Consider the following 26,261-nt stretch of genomic DNA (forward strand, 5'->3'; position numbering starts at 1 on the left):
AGGGTGAAACGGATGTCCGCACGGAGGCACAGAGCGGTGCTCGTGTTGTTCTCGGCGTTGGCACTCACCGCCGTGGCCTGCCGGGGAGGTGACGGCGCGGCGCCGGTCGAGGGCAAGGGCGGGGTCAAGGTCGACTTCGGCGTGACCAGCGAGCCGTGCCCGCAGACCGGCCACAGCGACCGGGGCTGCATCTACCTCGGGTCGATCTCGGACCTGACCGAGGGGCCGTTCAAGACGTTGGCGGTGCCGATCACCGACGCGCAGAAGGCGTTCTGGAAGCGCGTGAACGACCAGGGCGGCATCGGCGGCTACGACGTCGACGTCACCACCCACGTCAAGGACAACAAGTACAACCCGCAGATCCACAACCAGGTCTACCAGGAGATCAAGGGCAAGATCCTGGCCCTGGCGCAGACCCTGGGCTCGCCGACCACCGCGGCGATCCTGCCCGACCTGGAGAACACGCAGATGGTCAGCGTGCCCGCGTCGTGGACGTCGCTGTGGGGCCACGAGGAGGTCGTGCTGGAGTCCGGCACGAACTACTGCCTGGAGTCGATGAACTCGGTCGACTACGCGGTGGACAAGCTGGGCGCCAAGAGCGTCATGGCCGTGCACCTGCCCGGTGACTACGGCGACGACGCGGCGGCGGGCGCGAAGATCGCGGCGGAGAAGCGCGGCGCGACGTTCTCCTCCGTGGTCACCCAGACCGGCCAGGACAACCAGGGCGGCGCGATCGACGCCATCGTGTCCGGCAAGCCGGACCTGGTGATCCTCACGACCGGCCCGACGGACGCGGCGGTGATCATCGGCCAGACGGCGGCGCGCGGCTACAAGGGCAGGTTCATCGGCACGTCCCCGACGTGGAACCCGGGTCTGCTCAAGTCCCCGGCCGCGCCGGCGATCAAGGCCCTGTACTACCAGTCCGCGCCGTGGAAGGCGTGGGCGACGGACTCGGTGGGCCACAAGGCGTTGCGCGAGGCCCTGCCGAGCGTGACCCCGAACGACGGCTACACGGCCGGCTGGGTCTGGTCCTACCCGCTGAAGGCGGCGCTGCAGAAGGCCGTGGCGAACAAGGACCTGACCCGGGCGGGCCTGCTCAACGCCGTGCGGCAGCTGGACTCGGTGGACTACGAGGGCATGCTGCCGTCGGGCGCCGGCAAGTTCTCCGGCAGCCCGAACGACGGCGTGGTGCGGGAGAGCCTGATCTACAAGCCGGACGACGCCGCGCCGACCGGGGTCAGCCTGGTGGAGGACTTCTTCGTGGGCCAGACCGCCAAGGACTACAAGTTCGAGAAGCCCTGCTACCAGTGAGGCCGACCCGGTCACCGGGCGGGGACGAGGCGGGCTTCGGCCCACACCGCGATCCGCTCGGGACCGGGGCACCGGGTGGAGTCGCCTTCGGGCGGCTCCACCCCGATGGTGAGCGTGCGCGCCCCCGCGATCGACACGTCCACCGGTTGCGGCGCCTTCCCGACCGTCTGGTACTCCGCGACCCGGTTGCCGTCGACCACCAGGAAGAAGTCCAGCGGCTTGGTGACCTCGGAGTTCGCCGCGATGCCGACCTGGGCGTTGAGCCGCCCGAACTGGCCGTCGAGCATGAACTCCAACTGCGCGGTCCCGCACCACGCGCCGGTGGCCGACCAGGCCTTGTACCGGGTGTTGCCGCGCAGGTTGGCGGTGCCCGAGGTCCACGGGCTCTTGTCGTACCGGTCGTCCACGGACGTGCTCGCCGCCGGCGTGCGGTCGGCCAACCAGAACGCGTTCGGGTCGGGGGAGTACGTAGTGGTCGTGGTGGTGGTCCGGCTGGAGGACGTCTCCACCGACGACGCCACGGTGGCGGGTTCGGGCACGAGCTGCGTGCCCACCACCACGCCCGCCGCCAGGACCGCCACTCCGGCGGCGGACAATCCGACTAATCGGCCGTTGGCCATGCTCGCGTGCCCTCCGGGTCAAGGCGTGAGTCGAACTCGCGACCGACCCGTGCCCCCACCACGGATCTCAATTGGTGCGGAAGGTTAGCAGCAATCGCGGGAAACGCAATGCCGGCGCAAATCCGCCGAATTGCGGTGCTGCTCAATGCAACGGTTTCGAGTGTTGAACGATCATCAACTCCCGGTCGCGGCCCGGGCGCGCGCTGCCCGAGTGGGCAGGCAGGTCTGCCCGCAGGTCCGCCGGGGCGTCGGTGCCGCCCGGCCGGCGCCCGCGCCCACAGTGGGAGGCGTGATCCACGAGGTGGACGAGGCTCTGCGGCGCATGGTCCGGGACGACGCCCTGCGCGGCACCGACGTGGAGGTCGCGTTCGACGCGCCCACCAAGGACTGGGCCGCCCGGCGCAACGCGCCCACGGTCAACGTGTACCTGTACGACATCCGCGAGGACCTGCGCCGGCGGCAGCGGGGCCTGCTCAACGACTACGAGAACGGCCAGGTCGTCGCGCGGCGGCTGCCGCCCCGGCACATCAAGCTGTCCTACCTGGTCACGGCCTGGACCCAGCGGTCGGAGGACGAGCACCGCCTGCTGTCGGAGCTGCTGGTCGGGTTCCTGCGGCACGAGGCCGTCCCGCCGGACCTGCTCACCGGCAGCCTGGCCGCGCTGGAGCTCCCGGTGCCCATGACCGTCGCCCTGCCCCCGCCCGAGGACCGGGCGTTCGCCGACGTCTGGACGGCGCTGGGCGGCGAGCTCAAGCCGTCGCTGGACGTCGTCGTGTCGGCGCCGGTCGACTCCGGGCGCGTCTTCCCCGCCGGCCCGCCGGTCGAGGACGGGGTCCGGCTGGACATGGGCGGCGACTCCGTCCGGCACCGGCCCGCCATCACGCGCAGGCACTCGTGAACGCCGGGAGCCTGCCGCACCTGTTCACCCGGCTCGCGGCGCTGGAGCGGCGAATTCGGGATGCCGTCGCGGCGCGCCGACAAGCCGACCCGAATCCGGACGACCCGTTTCGCGGGCTTTATCTGTCCGATGAGGCCATTGAGGCATTGTTGGCTTCGCGGCGGGAACCGTTCGTGCCATTCCAGTCCACGGCGACCGCCGGGCGGCTCGGCGCGTTGGCCTCGGTCGCCGGCTTGTCCACAGTGGATGTGGAATTGCTGTTGGTCGCGCTCGCGCCGGACGTGGACAGCCGGTTCGAGCAGTTCTACGGGTACCTCAACGACGACGTGACGCGCCGGCGGGCGACGGCCGGGCTGGCGCTGCGGCTGTGCGGGCTGCCGGAGGCCGCCGCGGCGGGCCGGTCCCGGCTGGACCCGGCCGCGCCGCTGCCGGCCGCCGGGTTGCTGGTGGTGGAGGACCATGAGCGGCCGTTCCTGTCGCGGTCGTTGCGGGTGCCCGACCGGGTGGTCAACCACCTGCTGGGCGACGACCGGCCGGATTCGGCGTTGACCGGGGTGGCGCGGGTCGTGGCCGAGCCCGCGGTGCTGGCCGACGTCGGGCGGCTGGTGCGGGGGCTGCGGGCCGGGCTCCGGTTGGCCTACCTGCGGGAGCGGCCCGGCGGCGGTGCGGCGGAGGTGGCCGCGGCGGCGTTGCGGCACGCCGGGTTCGAGGTGGTGGACGTCGACGCCGCGCGGTTGCGGGCCGAGCCCGACCACGCGGAGCTGATCGGGGCGGTCCTGCGGGAAGCGGTGCTGCGCGGGGCCGGCGTGGTGCTCGGACCGGTCGAGGAGGAGCCGCCGCTGCGGGCGTTGACCCACCCGTCGGTGCCGTTGCTGGTGTACGGGCCGGAGATCTGGAATCCACACTGGAGCGTCGAGCCGCCGTTGGTGGACGACGCGGTGGCGTTGCCGGTCGGCGCGCGGGCGCGGCTGTGGCGGGAGCGGTTGGCCGACCGGCTCGCGCCCGGCGTGGACCCGGCGTCCGCGACGGCGCACTTCGTGCTGGGCCCGCGGCAGATCGCGCGGGCGGCCCAGGCCGCCTCGGTGTCGGCGCTGGTGGACGGCGGTGTCGTCACCGTGGAGCACCTGCGGGCGGGGGCGCGCGGCCAGAACGCCGCCGGCCTGCAACGGCTGGCCCGCCGCATCGAACCCGCCGTGACCTGGGACGACCTGGTGCTGCCCGCGGCTGTCGTGGGTCTGTTGAAGGAACTCGCGGCGCGCGCGAAGCACCGCGGCCGGGTGATCGACGAGTGGCGGATGCGGCCCGGCGGCGGGCGTGGCCGGGGCGTGACGGGGTTGTTCGCGGGCGACTCGGGGACCGGCAAGACGATGTCGGCCGAGGTGATCGCGGCGTCGCTGGGGCTGGACCTCTACACGGTGAACCTGGCGACGGTGGTGGACAAGTACGTCGGCGAGACGGAGAAGAACCTCGAACGGATCTTCACCGAGGCGGCCGGTGTCAACGGGGTGCTGCTGTTCGACGAGGCGGACGCGATCTTCGGCAAGCGGTCGGAGGTGCGCGACGCGCACGACCGGTACGCCAACATCGAGAGCGCTTACCTGTTGCAGCGCATGGAGACCTTCGACGGCATCGCCGTGCTGGCGACGAACCTGCGGGCGAACCTGGACGAGGCCTTCACGCGCCGGCTGGACGTCGTGGTGGACTTCCCGGTGCCCGACGAGGACCTGCGGCGGGCGTTGTGGGACAAGTGCCTGGGCACGTCCGTGCCGCGGACGGACGTCGATCTGGACTTCCTGGCGGGTGCGTTCGAGCTGGCGGGCGGTCACATCCGGTCGGCCGCCGTCACCGCCGCCTACCTGGCCGCCGAGGCCGGGCGGGCGGTGGGCATGGCCGAGGTGGTCGGCGCGGTGGCCCGCGAGTACCGCAAGCTGGGCCGCCTGGTCGGCGCCCGCGAATTCGGCCCCTACCTGGACCTCGCGGCGTCCTGACCGGTCTGCCCGTTCGGGCAGCCGAGACGGCCCCTGCGCGTCTTCCGGGCACCGTGCGCGCGGGTGGATGCTCGACACCTCTTCCGGGTTGTGAGGGGCGAAGTCATGCGCGGACACGAACACGAGGGCGAGGCCGCGTTCCGCCCGCGGGGCGACCGGCCGGAGCGCGAGGAGCACGACCTGATGGGCAAGGCGGCGGCGGCCGGACGGGCCGACGTGCTCGGCCCCGCCGGGCTGCTCGGCCTCCAGCGGGCCGTGGGCAACGCGGGCGCGAGCGCGGTGGTCGAGGAGGAGTCGCCGGTGCACGGTGTCCTCCGGTCCAGCGGCGCGCCCCTGGACGCGGGCGTGCGCGAGGACATGGAAGCGCGGTTCGGCGCCGACTTCTCCGGTGTCCGCGTGCACACCGACGCCGCGGCCGGCGAGTCGGCCCGCTCGGTCAACGCGCAGGCCTACACCGTGGGCGACAACATCGTCTTCCAGGACGGCAAGTACGACCCGTCCTCGGACGCCGGCAAGCACATGCTCGCCCACGAGCTGACGCACGTCGTCCAGCAGCGCAACGGACCCGTGGACGGCACGGACGCCGGCGGCGGCGTCAAGGTCAGCGACCCGTCCGACCGGTTCGAGCGCGAGGCCAGTGCCAACGCCGACCGGCTGATGTCCGCTCCCGCTCCCGCACCGCCCGTGCAGCGCGAAGAGGACCACGCGGGCCACGACCACCTCCAGCGCGAAGAAGCGCCCGCCGAGGAAGAGGCTCCCGAGGAGGAAGCGGCCCCGGTGCAGGGCATGTTCGTGCAGCGCCAGGAGGAAGACCTCCCCGACGAGGAGTGAGCGGCTGCCCGTTGGGGCAGCTTTCCGCTCCCCCCGGCACCGCCCGGCGGTCGTTTCGCGACCGGGGTCACGGGAAGCAACATCGTCAGCACAGCCGGTTCCACACGCGACTTGGGAGGCGACGCAATGCCCACCTATCTCTCTCCGGGGGTGTACGTCGAGGAGGTGGAGGCGGGTGCGCGGCCCATCGAGGGCGTTGGCACCGCCGTCGCCGCCTTCGTGGGCTTCGCCGCGCGCGGCCCGTTCAACACGCCGACGCTGGTGTCCAACTGGGCCCAGTACACCCAGACCTTCGGCGACTTCCTGGAGGACAGCTACCTCGGGCAGTCGGTCTACGGCTTCTTCCTCAACGGCGGCACCAACTGCTACGTGGTGCGCATCGGCGGTGAACGCGGCAACGGAAACGGCTCCGCGCCGTCCGGCCCGCAGGCCGCCCTGGGCGGCTACCGCGTGGCCGCGAAGGAGCTGGGCGCGGCGGACATCACCGTCGAGGTGGCCGACGCGACCGGCGAGAACCCGCCGGACGACCGGTTCACGTTGCTGGTCAAGCAGAACGGCAAGGTGGTGGAGACGCACAACGTGTCCACCAAGCGCACCAGGGACAACGTCGTCACGGTCGTGAAGGAGAAGTCGAACCTGATCACGATCGAGGAGACGTCCTCGACCGCGTTGGCCAAGCCGGACAAGGGCAGCGTCACGTTGCAGGACGCGCCCGCCGCGCCGCCCGTGCCGCGCAAGGTCGCCGCCGACGACTACGTGGGCGACGTCGCCGACCGCACCGGCTTCGGGGGTCTGGAGGCCCTCGAAGAGGTCACCATGGTCTCGGTGCCCGACCTGATGAGCTCCTACCAGCGCGGCGCGATCACGTTGGAGTCGGTGAAGGCCGTGCAGTTGGCGATGATCGCCCACTGCGAGCTGATGGGCAACCGCGTCGCGATCCTCGACCCGCCGCCCGGCCTGAACCCGCAGCAGGTCCGCGACTGGCGGCAGAACGCCGCCGGCTACGACTCGAAGTACGCCGCCCTGTACTACCCGTGGGTCAAGGTGTTCGACCCCGCCAGCGACGAGCACGTGTTCGTGCCGCCGAGCGGGCACATGGCGGGCGTGTGGGCGCGCACCGACGGGACGCGCGGCGTGCACAAGGCGCCGGCGAACGAGGTCGTGCGCGGCGCGGTGGCGCTGGAAACCCAGTTGACCAAGGCCGAGCAGGAGCTGCTGAACCCGATCGGCGTCAACTGCATCCGGTCGTTCCCGGGGCGCGGCATCCGGGTGTGGGGCGCGCGGACGTTGTCGTCGGACCCGGCGTGGCGGTACCTGAACGTGCGGCGGCTGTTCAACTACCTGGAGGACTCGATCCTCCTGGGCACGCAGTGGGTCGTGTTCGAGCCGAACGACGACGCCCTGTGGGCCAGGATCCGGCGCACGATCAGCGCTTTCCTGGTCACGGAGTGGCGCAAGGGCGCGCTGTTCGGGCTCACCCCGGACGAGGCGTTCTACGTCAAGTGCGACCGCGAGACCAACCCGGCCGAGAGCATCGACCTCGGCCAGGTGGTGTGCGAGGTGGGCATCGCGCCGGTGAAGCCCGCCGAGTTCGTCATCTTCCGCCTGGCGCAGGTCTCCGGCGGCACCAGCCTGGTCAACGAGTAAAGGCGGTAACCAGTCATGGCCCTTCCCGACCTCGACACGTCCGTCGGCCACTCGTTCGGGCTGGAAGTCGACGGCGTCGCGATCAAGCAGATCTCCGAGGTGTCCGGCTTGAAGATGGAGCAGGACGTCATCGAGCTCAAGCAGAACACCAACGACGGCAAGTACATGATCAAGAAGCTGCCGGGCCGGCCGAAGGCGGGCGAGGTCACGCTGACCCGCGGCCTGACGGCGGACAACAGCTTCGAGAAGTGGGTCAAGGACTCGCACTTCGGCAAGATGGGCAACGCGCGCAAGGGCGGGGCGATCATCGTCTACGACTACGAGGGTCAGCCGATCAAGCGGTACAAGCTGACCAACGCGTGGCCGAAGTCGTTGGAGATCGGCACGTTGAAGGCCGGCGACACCAGCGTCCTGACCGAGAAGCTCGTCATCACCTACGAGCAGATGGAAATCGAGTGACGCCATGCGCAGGGTGATGGCCGCTGTCCCTCCCGTGTCCGCGGACGCCCCGGTCGAGGTGGCGCCGATGCGGACGGAGTTCAACTTCGAACTGCCCCGCGGGTACGTCGACGACGCCGGTGTCGTGCACCGCACGGGCGTGATGCGCCTGGCGACGGCGCGCGACGAGCTGGTGCCGTTGCGGGACGACCGGGTGCGGGAGAACGCGGCCTACCTCACGGTGGTGCTGCTGGCCCGGGTGATCGTGCGGATCGGCGCGGTGACCGACGTGCACGCGGGGGTCGTGGAGAACCTGTTCGCGTCGGACCTGGCGTTCCTGCAGGACATGTACCGGCGGATCAACAGCGAGGGGCACACCCGGGCGGCGGTGGCCTGCCCGGAGTGCGGGCACGGGTTCAGCGTGGACGTGGCGGGCGGGCGCCTGGGGGAATCGTGACGTACGCGGCCGACCGCCTCCACGAGGAGGTCGCGTACGTGGCGTACCACTTCCACTGGTCGTGGGAGTCCATTTTGGACATGGAACACGCGGACCGGTTGCGGTACGTGGCGGAGATCGCGCGGATCAACACGAGGATCAGTCAGGGGCGGTGATGACGTGAAGTGGCCGTGGCGCAAGGAGCCGACCGCGCCCGCGCGCGCCGAACCGGTGGTGCGGGGCGAGTGGCGCTTGTTGCCGCCCATCGAGCGGGTGCTGCCGGCGCACCCGTTGGTCAACCCCGTGCAGCGCTTCTCGGACACGTTGACGTCGTGGCAGTCCCCCGCCTACCTGGCGCCTCTGGTGCACGACGTGGCCCCCACCGAACCGTCCGGCGTCGTGGAGGGCTTGGCAACCCCCACCGCGGGCCCACCCATGCCCCTGGTCCCCGCACGGCCGCGCAAACCCCGCGGCCCGGTACTGCAACGCCTCCTGAACTTCCTCCCAACCACACCGCCCGCACCCACCGGTCCGGCAGCCATGCCCGAAACCGCCGAGCAACCCGAACCCGAACCACCAACCGCACCAGCCAATCCGGCACCAGCCAGTTCCGCACCAGCCAATTTCACGCTGACCACATCCCAGCCGGCCGCGCCCGCGATCACCGCTCAACGGGCAGAGTCGTCGACGGCCACCCCACCACGACCGACCGCGACACCGGCCACCCCGCCCAAGGCCGGCCCGCCGCCACCCGAAATGCGCCCGCCCGACCCACCACCCGCCGACCCGCCGCCGGTCACCTTGACCGTCGCCGACCCGCCGCCGGTCGCCTCGGTCACCGCCGACTCTCCACCCGTTGAGGCACCGCTGATCGGGTCGCAGCCAGCCGAAGTACCGCTCGCCGATGCGCCGCTGGTCGGTTCGGTGCCTGTGGACCCGGTGCTCGCTGAGGCGCCACGGCCGAAGTCGCCACCGACCGCCCCACCGCCGACCGCCCCGCTGCCGGCCGCCCCGCTGCCGGCCGACCCGCCGCCGACCGTCTCCCGGCTGGTTGTCCCCCCACCGCCCAACCCACCCCGGACCAGGTCGTCGCGCATCGGATCACCCCGAATCGGCTCACCGCTGCCGAAACCGACCCCCACCGACGTCCCGGCACAGAACTCCTCGACGATCCAACGGACACCGGCGGAGGAAGCCGACACCGCGCCCACCACCGGCCACCGGGACTTCCCGCTGCCCACACCCGCCCCAGCCCCGACGAGCCCGACCACCCCGACATCCGCACCCGCCCAAACCACCCCGCCCACTCCTGCCGACCAGCCCAGCGCACCCACTCCGGTCACCCCGACCAACGCCGCAACCCTGGCCGCCCCGGTCACCGCGCAGACCATGCCCGCTCCGTTCAGCGCACCGACCCTGGCTGCCCCGGTGAGTGCGCCGACAGCGGCAGACCCGCTCCCTGCACCGACTCCGCCCGACCTGGCCAGCGCGCCCACCCTCGCCAACCCGCCCAACCCGCCCAACCAGCCCAACTCGCCCAACCTGGCCAGCGCGCCCGCCGATCCGCCCCGCGCGCCCGCGCCCGCGCCCGCCAACCCGGCCACATCGGCGAAGCCGGCCAGCGCGCCCACGCTCGCTCGCTCACCCGCCCTCGCCAGCCCGCCAGTCCTCGCCGATCCGCCAGTCCCCACCAGCCCGCGCACCGCAACCGCCCCTGCCACCCCCGCCCCCACCACATCCGTTCCCACCGCATCCGTTCCCACCGCATCCGCCCCCACCGCGGCACCCGTCGTGGCCAGAGCGGCCAGTGTGATTAGTGCGGGCAGTGCAGTCAGCGCGGGCAGTGCAGTCAGCGCGGGCAGTGCGGTCAGGGCGTCGGGTGTGGTCGGCTCGCCGGTTGTCCAGCGGACGGGGGCGGTGGAGGCTTCGGCCGTGCCGACGCTTGGCGGCGGGTTGCTGGTGGTGGCGTCGGCGTCCCGTGCAGCCGAGCCCGTCAGCGGGGCCAGGCCGCGGGTGGGGTTGGGGTTGCCTCGGGTCGGGGGGTCGAGCGGGTCGCCGCCGGTGGCGCGTGTGCAGCGCGCCCCGTTCTCCGGCGGTGAGGCGGGTGGGCCGGTGCTGGGGATGGCATCGGCCTTGCGCGTGTTGCCCCAACCGGTCGCCGGAAGCCCGGTGACCGCCCTCGGACAACACGTGGTGCAGCGGACGGAGGAAGTGGCGCCGCCGGCCGAGGTGCCGGTCGAGCAGACGTCAACCCCCGCCGAGCAGACGTCAACCTCCGCCACCCAGACGTCGACCCCCGCCGCCCCGGCGCAGCAAGCGCCGGTGGAGCCGGAGGAGCCGGAGGAGTTGCTCAAGAAGCTCTACGACCCACTCCTCCGCCGCCTCAAGGCCGAGCTGTGGCTCGACCGCGAACGCCGAGGACTGCTGACCGACCGGTGGCACTGAGAGGAAGACGCGATGGCTGGCGTGGAAGAAGCGGTTGCCGTGTGCTTCGTCGTGCGCATCGACGACGAGAGCCTCGGGTCGTTCAACAGCTGTGACGGGCTCGGGGTCGAGTTCACCGTCGAGCAGCGCGAAGAAGGCGGCAACAACGGGATGGTCTGGCAGCTGCCCACCCGCATCAAGTACTCCAACGTCAAGCTGTCCCGCCCGGTCACCAGGGACAGCGCCAAGATCATCAAGTGGATCGCGGGCATGGCGGCCGGGATCGCGCGCAAGACCGCCGTGATCGAGGCCCGCACGCTCGAAGGCACGGTGATCGCCAGTTGGGCGCTGTCCGGCGTGGTCCCGGTGCGGTGGAGTGGCCCGCAGCTGTCCGCCGACTCGCCGAAGGTCGCCACCGAGACCCTCGAACTCGCCCACCACGGCTTCCTGACCTCGGCGAGGTGACCCGGACATGGCCTCCCCGATCACGTTCACCTCCGCCGGCACCACCACGGCGACCTCCTACGCCGCCCCCACCAACCTCCAGAAAGCCACCCTGGCCGTCCACGAACCACCCAAGGCCGGCGGCGCGGCCAAGCCCGGCGGGTTCCTCTACGACATCACCTTCCAGTTCAACCCCAAGGAACTCACGCTCACCAAGAACGCCAAGTGGGAGCGCAGCCGCCAACCCAACAACGCCAAGTCCGGCCCGCCGGAGTTCAAGGGTCCCGACCCGTCGAAACTCGCCCTCGAACTGTTCCTCGACGCCACCGAGCGCATGGACGACAGCGTGGTCCGCAAGGTCGAGCAGCTCTTCTCGTGCTGCGTCCCCACCCAGGACAGCCGCCAGCACGGCAAGGGCTCGCCGCCGTGGGTGATCTTCAAGTGGGGCGGCATGACGGGCTTCCCGTCCTACGTCGCGAGCGTCACCGCCAAGTACACCCTGTTCACCCCGGCCGGCACGCCCGTCCGCGCGGTGTGCACGGTCAACCTGGAGGAGATCTCCGGCGAGCACGGCGGCCAGAACCCGACCTCGGGCGCGCTGGCCGCCCGCGACTCGCACGTCCTGGTCGCCAGCGACACCCTCCAGTCCCTCGCCTACAAGGCCTACGGCAACGCCGAGCTGTGGCGGGAGATCGCGGAGGCCAACGACATCGACGACCCGATGCGGCTGCGGCCGGGCACCCGGCTGCTGGTGCCCGCGTTGGAGGAGGTCCGCGATGGCCGGTGAGAGCTTCGCCAACTCCCTCGTGGTCGAGGTCGAGTCCGCGCCGCTGCCCGAGGACGTCAAACCGCTGCTGACGCACGCCTTCGTGGACGACAGCCGCAACCTGCCGGACGTGTTCGTGCTGCGCTTCCGCGACCCCGGCCACGTGGTGCTGGAGAAGGGGAAGTTCAAGATCGGCGCGAAGATCGCGCTGAAGGTGCAGACCTCCGACCCGGGCGGCCCGCAGCTGCTGATGAGCGGCGAGATCACGGCCGTCGGCGTCGAGCTGGACAGCGGCGGCACGTTCACCGAGGTGCGCGGGTACGACCTGGCGCACCGGCTGTTCCGGGGCCGCCGCACCGCCGCCTACCCGAACATGACCGTCGCCGACATCGTCCGCAAGGTGGCGCAGCGCGCCAAGATCCCGACCGGCGAGGTCGACGACGTCAAGGGGTTCAGCGGCAAGCCCCACACCCAGGTCAGCCAGGACAACCTCAGCGACTGGGAGTTCCTGTCCCGGCTCGCCGGCGCGGTCGGCGCGCAGCTGGCCATCGTGGAGGGCAGGCTGAACTTCCAGCTGCCCGACAAGCCCACCGGCGCGCCGGAGCGCAACGCCAAGGCCAAGAGCAACCCGCTGGTGCTGGAGATGCACCGCAACCTGCTGTCCCTGCGGGCCGCGGTCACCGCCGCCGAGCAGGTCCCCGAGGTCAACGTCCGCGGCTGGGACCCGGAGAGCAAGAAAGCCGTCACCGCCACCAGACCGCCGGACATGACCGGCACGGAGATCACCGGCGTCAACCCCAAGGACCTGGCCGGGAAGTTCGGCGCGCCCCCGTTCCTGGCCACCGGCCCGTACCGGGGGCAGGGCGAGGTGGACGCGGTCGCCGCCGCGCTGGGCACCCAGCTCGGCGGGGCGTGCGCGGAACTGGCCGGCGTCGCGCGCGGCAACCCCAAGCTCAAGGCCGGCACGGCGGTCGCGCTGACCAACATCGGCGACCCGTTCGCCGGCAAGTACACGCTCACCAGCACCCGGCACCTGTTCGCCGAACAGGTCGGCTACACCACGGAGTTCACCGTGTCCGGCCGCCAGGAGCGCTCCCTGTACGGGCTGGCCAACAGCGGCCCGGCCGGGCAGAAGCCCGGCGGGCTGGTCCCGGCGGTGGTCACCGACATCCGCGACCCCGCGAAACTCGGCCGGGTCAAGGTCAAGTTCCCGTGGCTGGCCGAGGACTTCACCAGCGGGTGGGCCCGGACCGTGCACACCGGGGCGGGCGCGGACCGGGGATCGCTGGTGCTGCCCGAGGTCGACGACGAGGTCCTGGTCGGCTTCGAGCACGGCGACTTCGACGCGCCTTACGTCCTCGGCGGCCTCTACAACGGCAAGGACGCCCCGCCCAAGCTGACCAAGGACCCCGTGGACGGCGGCACCGGCGAGGTCACCACCCGCGGTTTCGTGTCCCGCAAGGGCCACAAGGTCGAGTTCGTGGAGGACGAGGGGATCGTCATCTCCAGCGGCGACGGGAAGTTCGTCGTCAAGCTCGACCAGAAGGCCCAGGTCATCGAGGTGACCAGCGGCAAGGCCGTGACGGTCAAGGCGCGCAACGGGATCACCATCGACTCCGGCGCCGGCCCCCTGGAACTGAAGGGCCAGAAGATCACCGCGCAGGCCCAGACCGACGTCGAGGTCAAGGCCGGCGCCCAGCTCAAGCTCAACGGCACCGCCGGCGCGAAGGTCGAGGGCGCGACCGTCTCCGTCGCCGGACAAGGACAGACCGAGGTCACGGCCAGCGGCGTGCTCACCGTGCGCGGCAGTCTCGTGAAGATCAACTAGAGGGGAGGCGGACATGCCACCAGCGGCGCGCGTGGGCGACCCCACCGGGCACCCGGGGACCGTCGGGCCGCCGGGCGTGCCGACCGTGCTCATCGGCGGGATGCCGGCGGCGGTCGTCGGCAACCCGCACATCTGCTCGTTCCCCGGCGTGCCGCCGCACCCGCCGAGCGTGCTGGTCCCACCGGGCTGCCCGACCGTGCTCATCGGCGGCCGGCCCGCGGCGCGCATGGGCGACATGTCCGCCTGCGGCGCGCCGATCGTCGTGGGCTGCCCGACCGTCATGATCGGAGGGTGACGTGGACTTCGTCGGACGGGGCCTGGCCTTCCCGGTGCACACCGACGCCACCGGCTCGGTCGCGCTGGTCGGCGGCGAGCGCGAGGTCGTCGAGAGCATCCGGCTGATCCTGGCCACCGCGCCGGGCGAGCGGCCGATGCGCCCGGAGTTCGGCTGCGCCATCCACGACCTGGTGTTCGCGCCCGCCGACGCCGCCACCGCGGGCCGGATCGCCTACGAGGTCCGGATCTCCCTGGAGCGCTGGGAGCCGCGCATCACGCTCGCGGACGTGTCGGTCGGCTTCGACGAGGTCGACCAGGGGACGCTGCTCATCGACATCCGGTACTCCCTGCGCGGCACCAACGACCCGCGCAACCTGGTGTTCCCCTTCTACGTCATCCCGCCGCACGAGGCCGACGAGGAGGGCGCCTGATGTCGATCCCCGCGCCGAACCTGGACGACCGCCGCTTCCAGGACCTGGTGGACGAAGCCAAGCGCCGCGTCCAGCAGCACTGTCCGGAGTGGACGGACCACAACGTCTCCGACCCCGGGGTCACGCTCATCGAGGCGTTCGCGCACATGGTGGACGAGCTGCTCTACCGGCTCAACCGCGTGCCCGCGCTGCACTACCTGAGGTTCCTCGACCTCATCGGGGTCAAGCTGTTCCCGCCCACCGCCGCCCGCGCCGAGGTGACCTTCTGGCTGTCCGCGCCGCGCGAGGTGCCGGTGGTGGTGCCGTCGGGCGCGCAGGTCGCCACCGAGCGCAGCGAGATCGAGGACCCGGTCGTGTTCACCGTCGACCGCGAGCTGTCGATCGTGCCGTGCGAGCTGAACCACCTGGTCACGGCGTCCGCCGACCCGAACGTCCCGCCCGCCGACCGCACCGACGAGCTGCGCGACGGCAAGTCCCCCGAGTGCTTCGGCGACCCGCCCGCGCCCGGCGACTCCGTCCTGTTCGGACTGTCCGACGCCGTGCCGGGCTGCGCGGTGCTGCTGCGGGTCGAGGCGCACGCCGAGGGCCGGGGCGTGGACCCGCGCCGCCCGCCGTGGGTGTGGGAGGCGTGGAACGGCACCGGCTGGACCGCCTGCGAGATCGACCGCGACTCCACGGGCGGGTTCAACAAGCCCGGCGACGTCGTCCTGCACGTGCCGCGCACGCACACCGCGTCGGTCATCGCGCGCCAACGGGCGGGCTGGCTGCGGTGCCGGGCCGTGGAACCGCCGCCGGAGCTGCCGTTCTACCAGAAGCCGCCCAGGCTGCTGGCCGTCACCGCCGCCACCATCGGCGGCACCACCGACGCCACGCACGCCGACATCGTGCGCAACGAGACCATCGGCGTGTCCGAAGGCGTCGCGGGGCAACGGTTCGCGCTCACCCGCACGCCGGTCGTGGTGGACGAGGGCGCGCTGGTGGTCGAGGTCGCCACGGCGGAGGGCTGGGAGCGGTGGACCGAGGTCCGGTCCTTCGCCGAGTCCGGGCCGCGTGACAAGCACGTCGTGCTCGACCGCGTCGGCGGCGAGGTGATCTTCGGTCCGGCCATCCGGCAACCCGACGGCAGCGTCCGGCTGTTCGGCGCGGTGCCGGCGAAGTCGGCCGCGATCCGGGTGCCCGAGTACCGCACCGGCGGCGGGCTGCGCGGCAACGTGGCGCGCGGGTTGTTGCAGGTGCAGCGCGACCCGGTGCCGTTCGTCAGCTCGGTCACCAACCGCGAGCCCGCGAGCGGCGGCGTGGCGGGGGAGTCCGTGCGGGACGCGGCCCTGCGCGGCCCGCTGGTGCTGCGCACCCGCGACCGCGCGGTGACCGCCGAGGACTACGAGCTGCTGACCCGCGAGGCCGCGCCGGAGATCGCGCGGGTGCGGTGCGTCCCGGCCGGGCAGGGGTCGGCGGCGGTGCGGGTGCTCGTGGTGCCCGCCGTCGGGTCGAACGAGGAGTCCGACTTCGGCGCGCTGCAACCGGGCGTGGAGGTCCGACAGCGCATCGAGCGGTTCCTGGACGAACGCCGCTGCATCGGCGCGAGGATCTCCGTGGAACCCCCGTACTACCAGGGCGTCACGGTCGTGGCGCAGCTGCGCTCGCGGGCCGGCACCCCCGAGGACGTCCTGCGCACCCGCGCGGTGCAGGCGTTGTACGACTACTTCAACCCGATCAGCGGCGGCCCGGACGGCGACGGCTGGCCGTTCGGGCGACCGGTGCAGTCCGGCGAGGTGTACGCGGTGCTGCAACGGGCGCCGGGCGTCGAGCTGGTCGAGGACGTGAAGCTGTTCGGCGCGAACCCGGTCACCGGCGAGCGCGGCAACGCCGTGCCGAGGCTGGACCTGCCGCCCAACGGGTTGGCGTTCTCCTACGGGCACCAGGTGCGGGTGACGCGATGAGGACCGGCGGCCCGACCCTGCCCACACCGCACCCGCTGGCCGACCGGCTGCCCGCGGTGTACCTGGAGGACGAGTTCACCCAGCGCTTCCTGGCCGCGCTGGACGAGGTGCTGGCCCCGGTGTTCACGGCGCTGGACGGGTTCGCGGGCTACCTGGACCCGAAGGTCGCGCCGGAGGACTTCCTGGACTGGCTCGCGCACTGGGTGGCGCTGGACGTCGGCGAGGGCTGGTCGGTGCTGCAACGCCGGGCGCTGGTGGCCAACGCCGTGCAGCTGCACCGGTGGCGCGGCACGCGGCGCGGGCTGATCGCGCACGTGCGGCTGCTGACCGGCGGCCAGGTGGAGGTCGTGGACAGCGGCGGGTGCACGTCGTCGGACCGTCCGGGCGCGCCGCTGCCGGACACCGGTCCGGCGCGGGTGGTGGTGCGGGTGCGGGTGGCCGACCCGGGCGCGGTGGACCGGGTCCGCCTGTCGGCCGCGATCGCCGCCGCGGTGCCCGCGCACGTGGTGGTGGAATTGGAGGTCGGGGGACTGTGATCGTCTGTGCGCAGTGCGGGGAGCGCAACGCCCGGGGTGCGGAGTTCTGCGGGTCGTGCGGCACCTACCTGGAGTGGGAACGCGCGCCCGCGGGGGCCCAGCAGGTGCCGAACCAGCCGCAGGCGGGACCGGCGCCGCAACCGGGACCGGACTGGCAGCCACCGCGACCGCCGCAACCGGGACCGGACTGGCAGCCACCGCAGCCCCAGCCGCGGCAGCCGGGGGCCATGCAACCCACCGACGAGCGCCGCACCCCGCCGCCCCCGCCCCCGCAGTTCACCGAGCGCCGCCAACCGCAGCCCGGTGACCTCATCTGCGGCCAGTGCGGCGAGGCAAACCCGCCGTCCCGGAGGTTCTGCGCCCGCTGCGGCGAGAAGCTCGCCGACGCCCAGGTGGTCCCCGAGAAGTGGTGGCGGCGGTTGCTGCCCCGGCGCGAACCCGCCGCCGCCGGCACCCGCCGCCGTCGCCGGACGTCGGTCGGCCGCACGGTCGGCCGCGTGCTGCGCTGGTCGGTCGTCGTCGCCCTGCTCGCCGGCCTCGGCCTCTACGGCCTGCACAGCCAGTTCCGCGGCGCGGTCAACAGCCAGGCCACCGGCCTCGTGAACACGGTCAAGGACTGGTTCAGCAACGAGGCCAAGCCGGTGCGCCCCAACGACGTCACCGCCAACGTCGCGAGCCCCGACCACGGCGCGGGCCTGGCCGCCGACAACAACAAGGCCACCTACTGGTCCGCGCCCCTCGAACCCACGCCCCCCGCGCTGGTGCTGAAGTTCGACCGCAAGGTGGACCTGGCGCAGGCGATGTTCCTGGTCGGCATCCCGGACGCCTTCCAGACCGCGCACCGCCCGGACAAGGTGCACCTGGTCTATTCGAACGGCAAGACCCAGGACCTCAACCTGGTCGACCTGCCCGAGCCCAAGGCCGTGAAGCTGGAGGGCGCGCAGGGCGTCGAGTGGGTCGAGGTGCACGTCGAGTCGGTGCACCGGTCGTTGCAGGGCACCGAGGTCGCCATCTCCGAGATCGAGCTCTTCACGGTGGAATGAGGCAGAGGTGAACAGGACGACCGCGGTGGCCCTGGCCGGCGTGCTGCTCGGCGGTGCGCTGCTCGCCGACCGCCCCGCCGCCCAGGCCCAGCCCGAACCGCTCAAGCCCTACCGGATCGGGTTCAGCCGGGTCGCGGCGGGCGACGAGGCGGGCGACCTGTGGAGCACCGACTCGCGCGGCGGCAACCCGCGGGCGACCACGGCGAGCGGCGTGCCGCACGACACCGACCCCGCGTACTCGCCGGACGGCACGCGCCTGGCGTGGACCCAGCAGGCCGACGGCGGGGTGGTCAAGGTCGCCAACGCCGACGGCTCCGACCAGCGCACCCTGCGCGGCGAGGACCCGACGTGGTCGCCCGACGGCACCCGGCTCGCCGTCACCGACGGGGGCGAGATCGTCGTGCTGCGCGTGGCCGACGGGGTGGAGCTGGCGCGGATCCCGTTCCCCGACCACCTCGACGGCCGGGACCACAGCCCCGCGTGGTCCCCGGACGGCCGCACCATCGCGTTCAGCCGCGACACCGACGCCGTGGAGATCTCGCAGGTCCACCCGCGCTCGGTGAGCGGCTCCACCCCGCTGGGCGGCTCGTTCACCACCACCGCCTCGCTGCGCACCCCGAACGTCCCCGCCCGGCCGGAGATCATGTTCCTGCTGGACACCACGGGCTCGATGGGCCCGGCCATCAGCGCCGTGCGCACCAACCTCGGCGAGGCCATGCGGCGGATCACCGAGAAGGAACCGCTGGCGCGCTTCGGCATCGCCGCCTACCAGGACGCCTCCGACGGCGAGAGCCTGCGCTACCAGCCGGCCACGGCGCTGACCACCCGGGAAGAGGTCAAGAAGGTCCTTGACGACCCGGAGAAGCTCAAGATCGGCTGGGGCGGCGACGGGCCCGAGGACTGGTTCAACGCGCTGCACCGGGTCACGCAGGACCGGATCTTCACCGAGCCGGGCACGAGCCGGATCGCGGTCGTCGCCGGTGACGCGGCCAGCCACAACCACCCCGACCAGTGCGGCGACTACGACGGCCCCAACAGCTGCGCGACCGCCTACCCGTACTGGGAGGAGTCCAGGATCGAGCGGGAGTTGAAGGACCTGGGCATCCACCTGGTCGCCGTGCCCGTGGTGATCCCCGACGACGGCGACCCGGAGACCCCGCCGTACCCGGAGCAGCTGAACAGCCGGGAGCAGGCGAGCCGGCTCACCGCGGCCACCGGCGGCGTGCTCACCGAAGGCCACCTGCCCGACCAGGTCGTGGCGGGCATCCAGGCGGGCATCGAGCGCATCCCCGTCACCGTGACCCCGCGCGCCAACTGCCCGGACGGCGTGTCGATCGAGTTCACCCCGCCCTCGGTGACCGTGCCCGGCAACACGGACGTGCGGTTCCAGGAGACCGTGCGGCTGGAGCCGCTCGGACCGCGCCTCGCCGCCGTGGGGGACCGGCACGCCTGCACCGTGGACTTCCTGTTCAACGGCGTCCAGCCCGGCCAGCCGCACGTGCAGACCATCCGCGTCACGGAGGCCGCCGCCGGCCTGCCGACCGTCGTGGTCAACGGCGACACCGCGGTCAGCCCCGGCGGGACCCCGGTCGCGGTGCCGTTCACCGCCTCCGCCACCTCGGTGACCGGCGAACCGCTCACCCCGACCTGCGACGCCGAGCCGACCGACCTGTTCCCCGTCGGCGTCACCACGGTCACCTGCGCCGCGAGCGAGAACGGACGCGGCAACCGAGCCGGTGCGCCGGTCGCCGTGGTCGTCCCGGAAACCCGGCCCAGCGAGGACATCTGGCTCGCCGACGTCTCCGGACCGCTCCGGCAGGCCAACCTGTCCCGGCTGTTCGCCCAGGACTGCGCGCGCGACGACACGTCACCCGCCTGGTCGCCGGACGGCGCCCGGTTGGTGTTCGCGCACGCGGGGCGGGCGCTGTGCGTGGCCGACGCGTCGGGGGCCAACGCCCGGCCGATCTTCACCGCCGAGCTGTGCCTGGACTCGCCCGCGTGGTCGCCCGACGGCGCGCTGATCGCGTTCGACCAGTGCGCGGGGGAGTTCGGCGCCACCCGCATCTGGCGGGTCGCGCCCTCCGGCGGGCCGGCGACCGTGCTGGTGGCCGACCCGGCCGCGCAGGTCGGGGTCGCCGCGTTCCAACCGCTGCCCGACCTCGCGGTGGCGGCGGCGGTCGCGCCCGCGGCGATCCCGTTCGAGGGCACCACGACCGCCCGGTTCACCGTCACCAACACCGGTCTCGCGCCGACCTCGCCGACCGTGACCCTGACCGTCCCGCCGGGGCTGCGCGTCGACACCGTCACCACCACCGCGGGCACGTGCGCCGGGACCACCTGCACTCCCGGCCGGGTGCCGCCCCGCGGCCGGGTCGAGATCCGGGTCACCGTGACCGGGACGGCGGCGGGCAGCCAGGTCGTCGCCGCCGACGCCGGCCAGGACGTCAACCCCGGCGACAACCGGGCGCAGGTGATCATCCGCGTCGCCGACCCGATCAAGCCGCCCGCCAACCCCGGGTCGCTGTCGATGGCCGTCGCCGTGCTGCCACAGGAGGGTTTCGTCGGCGGTGACGACATCGTGCTGTCCTACAAGGTGCGCAACGGCGCGGGCGAGCCGATGACGGACGTCCGCGTGGTGACTTCCCTGCCGCCGCAACTGACCCCGGTCAAAACCGTCGCACCGGGCTGTGCCGCCGACGGGTCGGTGTGCACGATCGGTGTCCTGCAACCACTCCAGGAAGCCGACGTGCGGATCACGTTGCCCGCCAAGGCCGCCGTGGACACCATCGCGGGCGGCTCGGTGCTGGGCGTCGGACCCGACAACAACGCCGCCGACAACACGGCGGTCGCGAGGGTCCTGGTGCGCCAACCGAAGGTGACCGTGGACCCGCTCGTCGGGCCCGGCGGGTTCGTGCCGCGCGCGGTGGGCAGCGGGTTCCCGCCCGGCGGCACGGTGCGGCTGGCCTGGACCGTCGGCATCTCCGCCACCCCGGGCACAGTGGTGGTGCGGGACGACGGCACGTTCGAGGCCCAGGTGCTGGTGTTCGACAACGACCTGGTCGGCCCGCGCGAGCTGGCCGCGACCGCCGAGGCCGGACCCGGGTTCGCCCTCGTGCGGTCGAACCCGTTCCTGGTCGTGCCGAAATCGCTGCAACCGCCCGACTTCGTGGGCCGCGGCTGAACGGCTGCCCCTTGGGGCAGTGCGCGGAGCACCGGCCCCCACCCTTCCGACTCGTCCTCCCCGACCGCCTCTCGAACAGGATTGCGACATGGGCGCTACCGCGACGCTGTCCGCCACGGGTCTGTCCGTGGAACCGGGCTCCGAGGTCACGTGCACGGTCGTCGTGCGCAACACCGGCCAGCTGGTCGACCAGTTCACCGTCGACGTCGTCGGCGACGCCGCGGGCTGGGCCGTGGCCGAACCGCCGGCGGTGAACCTGGTGCCGCAGGCCTCCGAGGCGGTGACCGTGCGGTTCGCGCCACCCCGGGCGGCGAGCGTGCCGGCCGGGGCGGTGCCGTTCGGCGTCCGCGTCACCTCCCGCGAGGACCCGTACGGGTCCGTGGTGGAGGAGGGCGTGGTCGAGGTCGGCGCGTTCACCGACCTGAGCGCGGAACTGGTGCCCGGCAAGGTCGAGGCCGGGAGGCGCGGCAAGTTCGAGCTGGCCGTGGACAACGTCGGCAACCACCCGGTCGGCGTGCGGTTCACGCCCAGCGACCAGGACGGCGAGCTGGACTTCAAGCTCGACCGGAGCGAGGTGCTGCTCGCGCCCGGCACGGCCGCGTTCGTCAAGCTGCTCGTGAAGCCGCACGACACGTTCCTGCGCGGCCAGCCGCAGTCCAAGCCGTTCCGGGTGGAGGTGCTGCCCGACGCGGGCGGCCCGCTGGTCGCGGACGGCATGTTCGTGCAGCGGTCGTTGCTGCCCAAGTGGTTGCTGCCGGCGCTGCTCGCGTTGCTGGCGCTGGCACTCGTGCTGGCCACCCTGTGGTTCACCGTGCTCCAGCCCGCCGTGAAGTCCGCCGCGCGCGAGGCCGCGACCCAGCAGGCCGCCGAGGTCAAGGCCGCCGCCGAACGCGCCGAGGAGAGCGCCGGCGCGGCCAAGCAGGAGGCCGAGCAGGCCAAGGGCAACTCCAACCGGGCGATGGAGGCCGTGGGCCTGGACCCCGGCGCGCCGCCCGGGTCGCAGCCCACCGGCACCCCGCGCGTGGGGGCGCAGGCCGGTGAGCCCACGGACTTCCGGGTCGCGGCGGACGCGGCGATCGTGGCGGACGCCGACCAGTTCACCGAATTCGTGTTCACCCCGCCGGACGGCAAGACCCTGCGGGTCAGCGACATCGTGCTGCAGAACCCGCGCGGCGACACCGGCACCATCCGCGTCCTGCGCGACGCGGGCGGCACGCGCAGCGGCATCCTGGAGGTCGGCCTGGCCAACTTCCGCGACCTGGACCGCCACTACGTCGAGCCGCTGCGGTTCAAGCCGGGCGAGACGATCGTGGTCGCCGTGAGCTGCCAGAACCCGGCCGAGAAGGGCAACTGCAAGCCCTCGGTGTCCTTCTCCGGCCGGGTGGAGTGAGCGGTGCCGGATCGCGCCGCCTCCGGCGTCGTCAGATCAAGCCCTCGCGCAACGCGAACGCCACGGCGTGGGCGCGGTTGCGCAACTGGAAGCGGTTGGTGATGTCGTGCAGGATGCTCTTGACGGTCCGCTGCGAATAGCACAGCTTCTCGGCGATCTCGCGGGTCTCGAAGCCGTCCGCGATCAGCCGCAGCACCTCGGTCTCCCGGTCGGACATGCCGGCCATCGTCCAGCCGTTCGGGTTCAGCACGTTGCGCTGCAACCGGGACACCCGGTCCAGCAACCGGCCCAGCAGGTCCGCGGGCAGCGCGCCCTGACCCGCCGCGGTGGCCTTCACCAGGCGCACCAGCGTGTCCGGGGTGGCGTCCGAGCGGCGGATCACCGCCGAGACCCCGGAGCTGACGATGTTGAGCAGCTCCGGGTCGGCGATGTCGCCCGCCACCAGCACGATGTTCGGACTGCCCTGCACCTGGAGCCGGCGCAGGAGTTGCTGCGCCGGCCCGTCCAGCTTCTCCAGCACCACCAACGCGACCGGCGCGGGCTCGTCGGGTTCGACCAGCCTGATCTCCGGGCGCGACCGCAGGGCCGCGGTCACCCCGGCCCGCGTGATCGAATCCGCCGCGTGCAGCACCACCGCGATCTGCTCACCGTTCATGCCCGGCTCCCCAGCCTCGTGCGTCGAGTCCCTTGACCATGGTCGCCACCCGGTGCGTCCCGGCACTATGGGCCGGTTGTCCCGATGTGTCCCGGGTCGTCGCCCAGACCGGCCTCCTTCGCCCGGGACACCGCCTGCGCGCGGTCGGCCACGTGCAGCTTGCGCAGGATGTTCGACACGTGGTTGCGCACGGTCTTCGGGCTGAGCACCAGGACCCGCGCGATGGCCGCGTTGCCCCGGCCGTCGGCCATCAGCCGCAGCACCTCGCGCTCCCGCGTGGTCAGCTCCGGGAACGCCTCCGGCTTGGCCCTGCGGTCGGTGCCGAAGTAGGCGAGCAGCCGCACCGCGATGCCGGGGCTGAAGATCGCCTCGCCCTCGGCCACCGCCCGCACCGCGCGGACGATCTGCTGCGGCTTCGCGGCCTTGAGCAGGTAGCCCAGCGCGCCCGCGCGCATCGCGGCGAACACCGACTCGTCGTCGTCGAACATCGTCAGCACCAGCACCCGCACGCCCGGGTCGCGCGCCACGATCCGCCGGATGGCCTCCACCCCGCCCAGGTCGGGCATGTTGAGGTCCATCACCACCACGTCCGGCTTGAGGGTGGACGCCAGTTCGACGGCCATCTCACCGCCGGACGCCTCGCCGACCAGTTCCACGTCGGTTGCGGCGGTCAGCGCGGCGGCGAGCCCGTAGCGGAACAGCGGGTGGTCGTCCGCGACCAGCGCCCGCAGCATGTCCCGCTCACACCCCACCCGCGACCGGCAGGTCCGCCGCCACGCGCGTGCCCCCGGCGGCGGCGTGCTCCATGTTCCAGGTGCCGCCCACCTCGTGGGCGCGCTCCCGCATGGAACTCAACCCGATCCCGCCCCCGCCGCGCGGACCCGCGCCCACCCCGTCGTCCACGACCTCGACGTGCAACCCGCCCGCGCACCACAGCCGCACCACGCAGTGCCGCGCACCCGCGTGCCGCACGACGTTGGTCACCGCCTCGCACACGATCCGGTAAGCCGCGACCTGCACCGCCACCGGCAACTCCGGCAGCGTTCCGGGGACCTGCACGTCCATCCGCACCGGGTGCCGGCCCGCCAACGTCGCCACATGCGCCCGCACCGCGCCCACCAGGCCCAACCGGGCCAGCTCGACGGGGTACGCGCCGGCGGCGAGCCGCCGGATCTCGCCCACGGCGTGGTACATCTCCTCTTCCAGCCGCGCGAGCAGCGACCCGGCCGAAGCGGGGTCCTGCCCGACGAGCTGCCGAGCGGCGCGCAACCCGAGCGCGATCGCCGCGAGCGAGGGCCCCAAGCCGTCGTGCAGGTCGCGCAGCACCCGGCGGCGGGCCTCGTCGGCCGCGTCGGTGGACCACGCGAACTCGCGACGCATGTCCCCTCCCCCGGTGCTCACCGCTCGGGCTTCGCCGCCTCGACCGTGAAGTCGTCCGGTTAACGGGCGTCGTTTCAAGCAACCGGCCAGGTTCCCACGTTCGAGGGAACCGTCCGTCTCATTAGTGACTGAACGACGTATCACGGCGGCACTTGTCTGCTCCATACGGAGAGGAGGCACCACAGGAGGGTGGAAATGCGGCAGGCTGCTGGCGGCAGGGCGGTCCTACAGGTGCACCCGACGAGGCTGTGCAACCTCCGGTGCCGGCACTGCTACTCCAGTTCGGGGCCCGACGTGGCGGAGTCCGTGCCGATCGGGCTGCTGTCCCGGGTCGTCCGGGACGCGGCGGCCCTGGGCTACGACGTGCTGAACGTGACCGGCGGCGAGCCGTTCCTGTACCCGGAACTGCCCGGCTTGCTGCGGGCGGCCCGGGACGCCGGGATGCGCACGACGGTGACCACGAACGCGGTGGCCCTGAACCAGCGGCGGATCGGCTTGGTGCGGGGCTTGGTGGACCTGGTCGCGGTGTCGTTGGACGGCGACCAGCCAACCCATGACCGGATCCGTGACCAGCAGGGGTGTTTCACGAAGGCGTTGGCCGGCATCCGGCGCTTGACGGAGGCCGGCATCCCGGTGGGCGTGGTGACGACCTTGACCCAGGGCAACGCCACCCAGTTGGGCGACGTGGCGGTGGCGGCTGCGCAGTCGGGCGCGCTGCTGCTGCAAGTGCACCCGTTGGAGCCGGAGGGTGCGGCCGGGTTGTTGATGACGGGCGAGCGGCCGGACGCGGTGGAGTTGGCGTACGCGGCGGTGGAGTTGGGGCGGATCGCCGAGGAACACGGGCTGGCGGTGCAGTTGGACGCGGTGCCCCGAACGTTGTTGACCCGGAAGCCGGAGGCGTTCATGGCGGCTCCGGTGGGGGAGGACGCGCCGTTGGGGAGTTGGCTGACGCCGTTGGTGATCGAGTCGAACGGCGCGGCGGTGCCGGTGGCGTACGGTTTCGATCGGCGGTATTGGCTGGGGAACGTGTACGAGAGGTCGTTGGCGGAACTGGCGGCGAGGTGGGATCGGCGGCCGTTGCTGGAATTGTGCCGGGCGACCTGGCAGCGGTTGGTGGAGGGACGGACCGGGCCGCTGATCGCTTGGTACGGCCACCTGGTACGCGCTTCCCGAACCCCCAGATCCGCCACCGCCGGCCGCTGACCCGGAACCTTCCCGCCGCGCTGCGCGGCCCCGTCGCGCAGCGGCACGCTTTTCGCCGCGCAGCGGCGTGCTTTTCGGCTGGGCTCCCAGCCACAAGGGGCCTTCGTGTTCCCCACCGTATGACCTGCCCGAAGGGCTACCACAGATTGCCGGGGTCGGTCGAAAAAGTTTGCGAGGAACGAGCAAAGTTTTTCGACCGACCCCGGCAATCTGTGGTCGGCTCCGCCAGGTCATGCGGTGGGGAACACGCAGGCCCTTCCCCCCACTGGAGGCCTCCCCAGCCGCTTTTGCTTTTGAGCTTTTGATCTTGAGAGCGCGCCAGCGCGTTCTTGAAAAGCTTGAAAAGATCAAAAGAGCCTCGCCGGCGGGCAGGCCGCCAAAGATGACAAAAAGAAAGAGAGGGGGCTTCTTGCTTGTGTCATCTCCGTATGGCCTGGCGGAGCCGACCACACTTTCCCGGGGTTGGTCGAAAAACTTTTGCTCGTTCCTCGCAAAACTTTTTGGCCCAACCCCGGGAAAGTGTGGTAGCCCTTCGGGCAGGCCATACGGAGATGACACAAGCAAGAAGCCCGGGTTGGGGTGTGACCTCACGAGG

25 protein-coding genes are annotated in these 26,261 nt (G+C 72.3%); 20 read left to right on the plus strand and 5 right to left on the minus strand.

Features of this window, described 5'->3' with window-relative positions:
- Nucleotides 1-12 precede the first annotated feature (12 nt).
- Nucleotides 13-1,311, plus strand: coding sequence for an ABC transporter substrate-binding protein (locus tag ABD126_RS36460; RefSeq protein ID WP_343939806.1), 1,299 nt, complete (start codon nucleotides 13-15; stop codon nucleotides 1,309-1,311).
- A gap of 11 nt (nucleotides 1,312-1,322) precedes the next feature.
- On the opposite strand, the gene ABD126_RS36465 is transcribed toward ABD126_RS36460, so the two are convergent.
- A complete protein-coding gene (locus ABD126_RS36465) occupies nucleotides 1,323-1,907 on the minus strand; it encodes an NPCBM/NEW2 domain-containing protein (RefSeq protein ID WP_343939808.1) in 585 nt (194 codons plus the stop codon).
- Nucleotides 1,908-2,220: 313 nt separating this feature from the next.
- Between ABD126_RS36465 and ABD126_RS36470 the strand changes: the two genes are divergently transcribed.
- The 7 genes from ABD126_RS36470 (at nucleotide 2,221) to ABD126_RS36500 (ending at nucleotide 8,345) form a co-directional block, all read left to right on the plus strand.
- Nucleotides 2,221-2,829, plus strand: coding sequence for a Pvc16 family protein (locus ABD126_RS36470; protein ID WP_343939810.1), 609 nt, complete (start codon nucleotides 2,221-2,223; stop codon nucleotides 2,827-2,829).
- The gene (locus ABD126_RS36475; RefSeq protein WP_343939812.1) at nucleotides 2,826-4,817 is read left to right on the plus strand and encodes an ATP-binding protein; all 1,992 of its coding nucleotides are present in this window, start codon (nucleotides 2,826-2,828) and stop codon (nucleotides 4,815-4,817) included. The genes ABD126_RS36470 and ABD126_RS36475 overlap by 4 nt, the downstream gene beginning before the upstream one ends.
- Before the next feature lie 105 nt (nucleotides 4,818-4,922).
- Entirely contained in the window at nucleotides 4,923-5,648 is a 726-nt protein-coding gene (locus tag ABD126_RS36480; RefSeq protein ID WP_343939814.1) for an eCIS core domain-containing protein, read from the plus strand.
- Nucleotides 5,649-5,774: 126 nt separating this feature from the next.
- A complete protein-coding gene (locus tag ABD126_RS36485) occupies nucleotides 5,775-7,295 on the plus strand; it encodes a phage tail sheath family protein (protein WP_343939816.1) in 1,521 nt (506 codons plus the stop codon).
- A 15-nt stretch (nucleotides 7,296-7,310) separates the two neighbouring features.
- Nucleotides 7,311-7,754: a phage tail protein gene (locus ABD126_RS36490; RefSeq protein ID WP_121227453.1), complete on the plus strand. Its 444-nt coding sequence runs from the start codon at nucleotides 7,311-7,313 to the stop codon at nucleotides 7,752-7,754.
- Nucleotides 7,755-7,758: 4 nt separating this feature from the next.
- Nucleotides 7,759-8,190, plus strand: coding sequence for a hypothetical protein (locus ABD126_RS36495; RefSeq protein WP_343939818.1), 432 nt, complete (start codon nucleotides 7,759-7,761; stop codon nucleotides 8,188-8,190).
- Nucleotides 8,187-8,345 carry a DUF6760 family protein gene (locus ABD126_RS36500; protein WP_121227457.1) on the plus strand — a complete coding sequence of 53 codons (159 nt, stop codon included), beginning with the start codon at nucleotides 8,187-8,189 and terminating at the stop codon, nucleotides 8,343-8,345. Before ABD126_RS36495 ends, ABD126_RS36500 begins: the two co-directional genes overlap by 4 nt.
- Before the next feature lie 492 nt (nucleotides 8,346-8,837).
- Here ABD126_RS36500 and ABD126_RS36505 read toward each other — a convergent pair whose 3' ends face one another.
- Nucleotides 8,838-9,008 carry a hypothetical protein gene (locus tag ABD126_RS36505; protein ID WP_343939822.1) on the minus strand — a complete coding sequence of 57 codons (171 nt, stop codon included), beginning with the start codon at nucleotides 9,006-9,008 and terminating at the stop codon, nucleotides 8,838-8,840.
- Between the two features lie 1,330 nt (nucleotides 9,009-10,338).
- Here ABD126_RS36505 and ABD126_RS36510 point away from each other — a divergent pair.
- The 11 genes from ABD126_RS36510 to ABD126_RS36560 all read left to right on the plus strand — a co-directional run bounded on the left by ABD126_RS36510 (nucleotide 10,339) and on the right by ABD126_RS36560 (nucleotide 22,428).
- Nucleotides 10,339-10,614 (plus strand): hypothetical protein, encoded by a 276-nt coding sequence (locus tag ABD126_RS36510; RefSeq protein ID WP_343939824.1) that lies wholly within the window; start codon nucleotides 10,339-10,341, stop codon nucleotides 10,612-10,614.
- A gap of 12 nt (nucleotides 10,615-10,626) precedes the next feature.
- Nucleotides 10,627-11,058 carry a phage tail protein gene (locus ABD126_RS36515; RefSeq protein ID WP_343939826.1) on the plus strand — a complete coding sequence of 144 codons (432 nt, stop codon included), beginning with the start codon at nucleotides 10,627-10,629 and terminating at the stop codon, nucleotides 11,056-11,058.
- 7 nt (nucleotides 11,059-11,065) lie between these two features.
- Complete coding sequence (locus ABD126_RS36520) at nucleotides 11,066-11,824, plus strand: CIS tube protein (RefSeq protein WP_343939828.1); 759 nt, start codon at nucleotides 11,066-11,068, stop codon at nucleotides 11,822-11,824.
- Nucleotides 11,814-13,631, plus strand: coding sequence for a VgrG-related protein (locus ABD126_RS36525; protein WP_343939830.1), 1,818 nt, complete (start codon nucleotides 11,814-11,816; stop codon nucleotides 13,629-13,631). Before ABD126_RS36520 ends, ABD126_RS36525 begins: the two co-directional genes overlap by 11 nt.
- A gap of 13 nt (nucleotides 13,632-13,644) precedes the next feature.
- Nucleotides 13,645-13,926 (plus strand): PAAR domain-containing protein, encoded by a 282-nt coding sequence (locus tag ABD126_RS36530; RefSeq protein ID WP_343939832.1) that lies wholly within the window; start codon nucleotides 13,645-13,647, stop codon nucleotides 13,924-13,926.
- A gap of 1 nt (nucleotide 13,927) precedes the next feature.
- The gene (locus ABD126_RS36535; protein ID WP_343939834.1) at nucleotides 13,928-14,338 is read left to right on the plus strand and encodes a GPW/gp25 family protein; all 411 of its coding nucleotides are present in this window, start codon (nucleotides 13,928-13,930) and stop codon (nucleotides 14,336-14,338) included.
- Nucleotides 14,338-16,278: a putative baseplate assembly protein gene (locus tag ABD126_RS36540; RefSeq protein ID WP_343939836.1), complete on the plus strand. Its 1,941-nt coding sequence runs from the start codon at nucleotides 14,338-14,340 to the stop codon at nucleotides 16,276-16,278. Before ABD126_RS36535 ends, ABD126_RS36540 begins: the two co-directional genes overlap by 1 nt.
- On the plus strand, nucleotides 16,275-16,814 hold the full coding sequence (locus ABD126_RS36545) for a phage tail protein (RefSeq protein ID WP_343939838.1): 540 nt from the start codon (nucleotides 16,275-16,277) through the stop codon (nucleotides 16,812-16,814). The genes ABD126_RS36540 and ABD126_RS36545 overlap by 4 nt, the downstream gene beginning before the upstream one ends.
- Complete coding sequence (locus ABD126_RS36550; protein WP_343939840.1) at nucleotides 16,811-17,857, plus strand: NADase-type glycan-binding domain-containing protein; 1,047 nt, start codon at nucleotides 16,811-16,813, stop codon at nucleotides 17,855-17,857. The genes ABD126_RS36545 and ABD126_RS36550 overlap by 4 nt, the downstream gene beginning before the upstream one ends.
- A 7-nt stretch (nucleotides 17,858-17,864) precedes the next feature.
- On the plus strand, nucleotides 17,865-21,038 hold the full coding sequence (locus tag ABD126_RS36555) for a translocation protein TolB (protein ID WP_343939842.1): 3,174 nt from the start codon (nucleotides 17,865-17,867) through the stop codon (nucleotides 21,036-21,038).
- An 88-nt stretch (nucleotides 21,039-21,126) separates the two neighbouring features.
- The gene (locus ABD126_RS36560) at nucleotides 21,127-22,428 is read left to right on the plus strand and encodes a COG1470 family protein (protein WP_343939844.1); all 1,302 of its coding nucleotides are present in this window, start codon (nucleotides 21,127-21,129) and stop codon (nucleotides 22,426-22,428) included.
- A gap of 31 nt (nucleotides 22,429-22,459) precedes the next feature.
- Here the strand turns inward: ABD126_RS36560 and ABD126_RS36565 are convergent, their stop codons facing one another.
- The 3 genes from ABD126_RS36565 to ABD126_RS36575 all read right to left on the minus strand — a co-directional run bounded on the left by ABD126_RS36565 (nucleotide 22,460) and on the right by ABD126_RS36575 (nucleotide 24,463).
- The gene (locus tag ABD126_RS36565; protein ID WP_309115283.1) at nucleotides 22,460-23,083 is read right to left on the minus strand and encodes a helix-turn-helix transcriptional regulator; all 624 of its coding nucleotides are present in this window, start codon (nucleotides 23,081-23,083) and stop codon (nucleotides 22,460-22,462) included.
- Nucleotides 23,084-23,148: 65 nt separating this feature from the next.
- Nucleotides 23,149-23,817, minus strand: a complete 669-nt coding sequence (locus ABD126_RS36570; protein ID WP_343939848.1) for a response regulator — start codon at nucleotides 23,815-23,817, stop codon at nucleotides 23,149-23,151.
- A 7-nt stretch (nucleotides 23,818-23,824) separates the two neighbouring features.
- On the minus strand, nucleotides 23,825-24,463 hold the full coding sequence (locus tag ABD126_RS36575) for a sensor histidine kinase (protein WP_343939850.1): 639 nt from the start codon (nucleotides 24,461-24,463) through the stop codon (nucleotides 23,825-23,827).
- A gap of 195 nt (nucleotides 24,464-24,658) precedes the next feature.
- Here ABD126_RS36575 and ABD126_RS36580 point away from each other — a divergent pair, with 195 nt between their 5' ends.
- Nucleotides 24,659-25,666: a radical SAM/SPASM domain-containing protein gene (locus ABD126_RS36580; RefSeq protein WP_343939852.1), complete on the plus strand. Its 1,008-nt coding sequence runs from the start codon at nucleotides 24,659-24,661 to the stop codon at nucleotides 25,664-25,666.
- Nucleotides 25,667-26,261 lie beyond the last annotated feature (595 nt).

Source organism: Saccharothrix mutabilis subsp. mutabilis (assembly GCF_039521145.1).
GTDB classification, from domain to species: Bacteria; Actinomycetota; Actinomycetes; order Mycobacteriales; family Pseudonocardiaceae; genus Actinosynnema; species Actinosynnema mutabilis.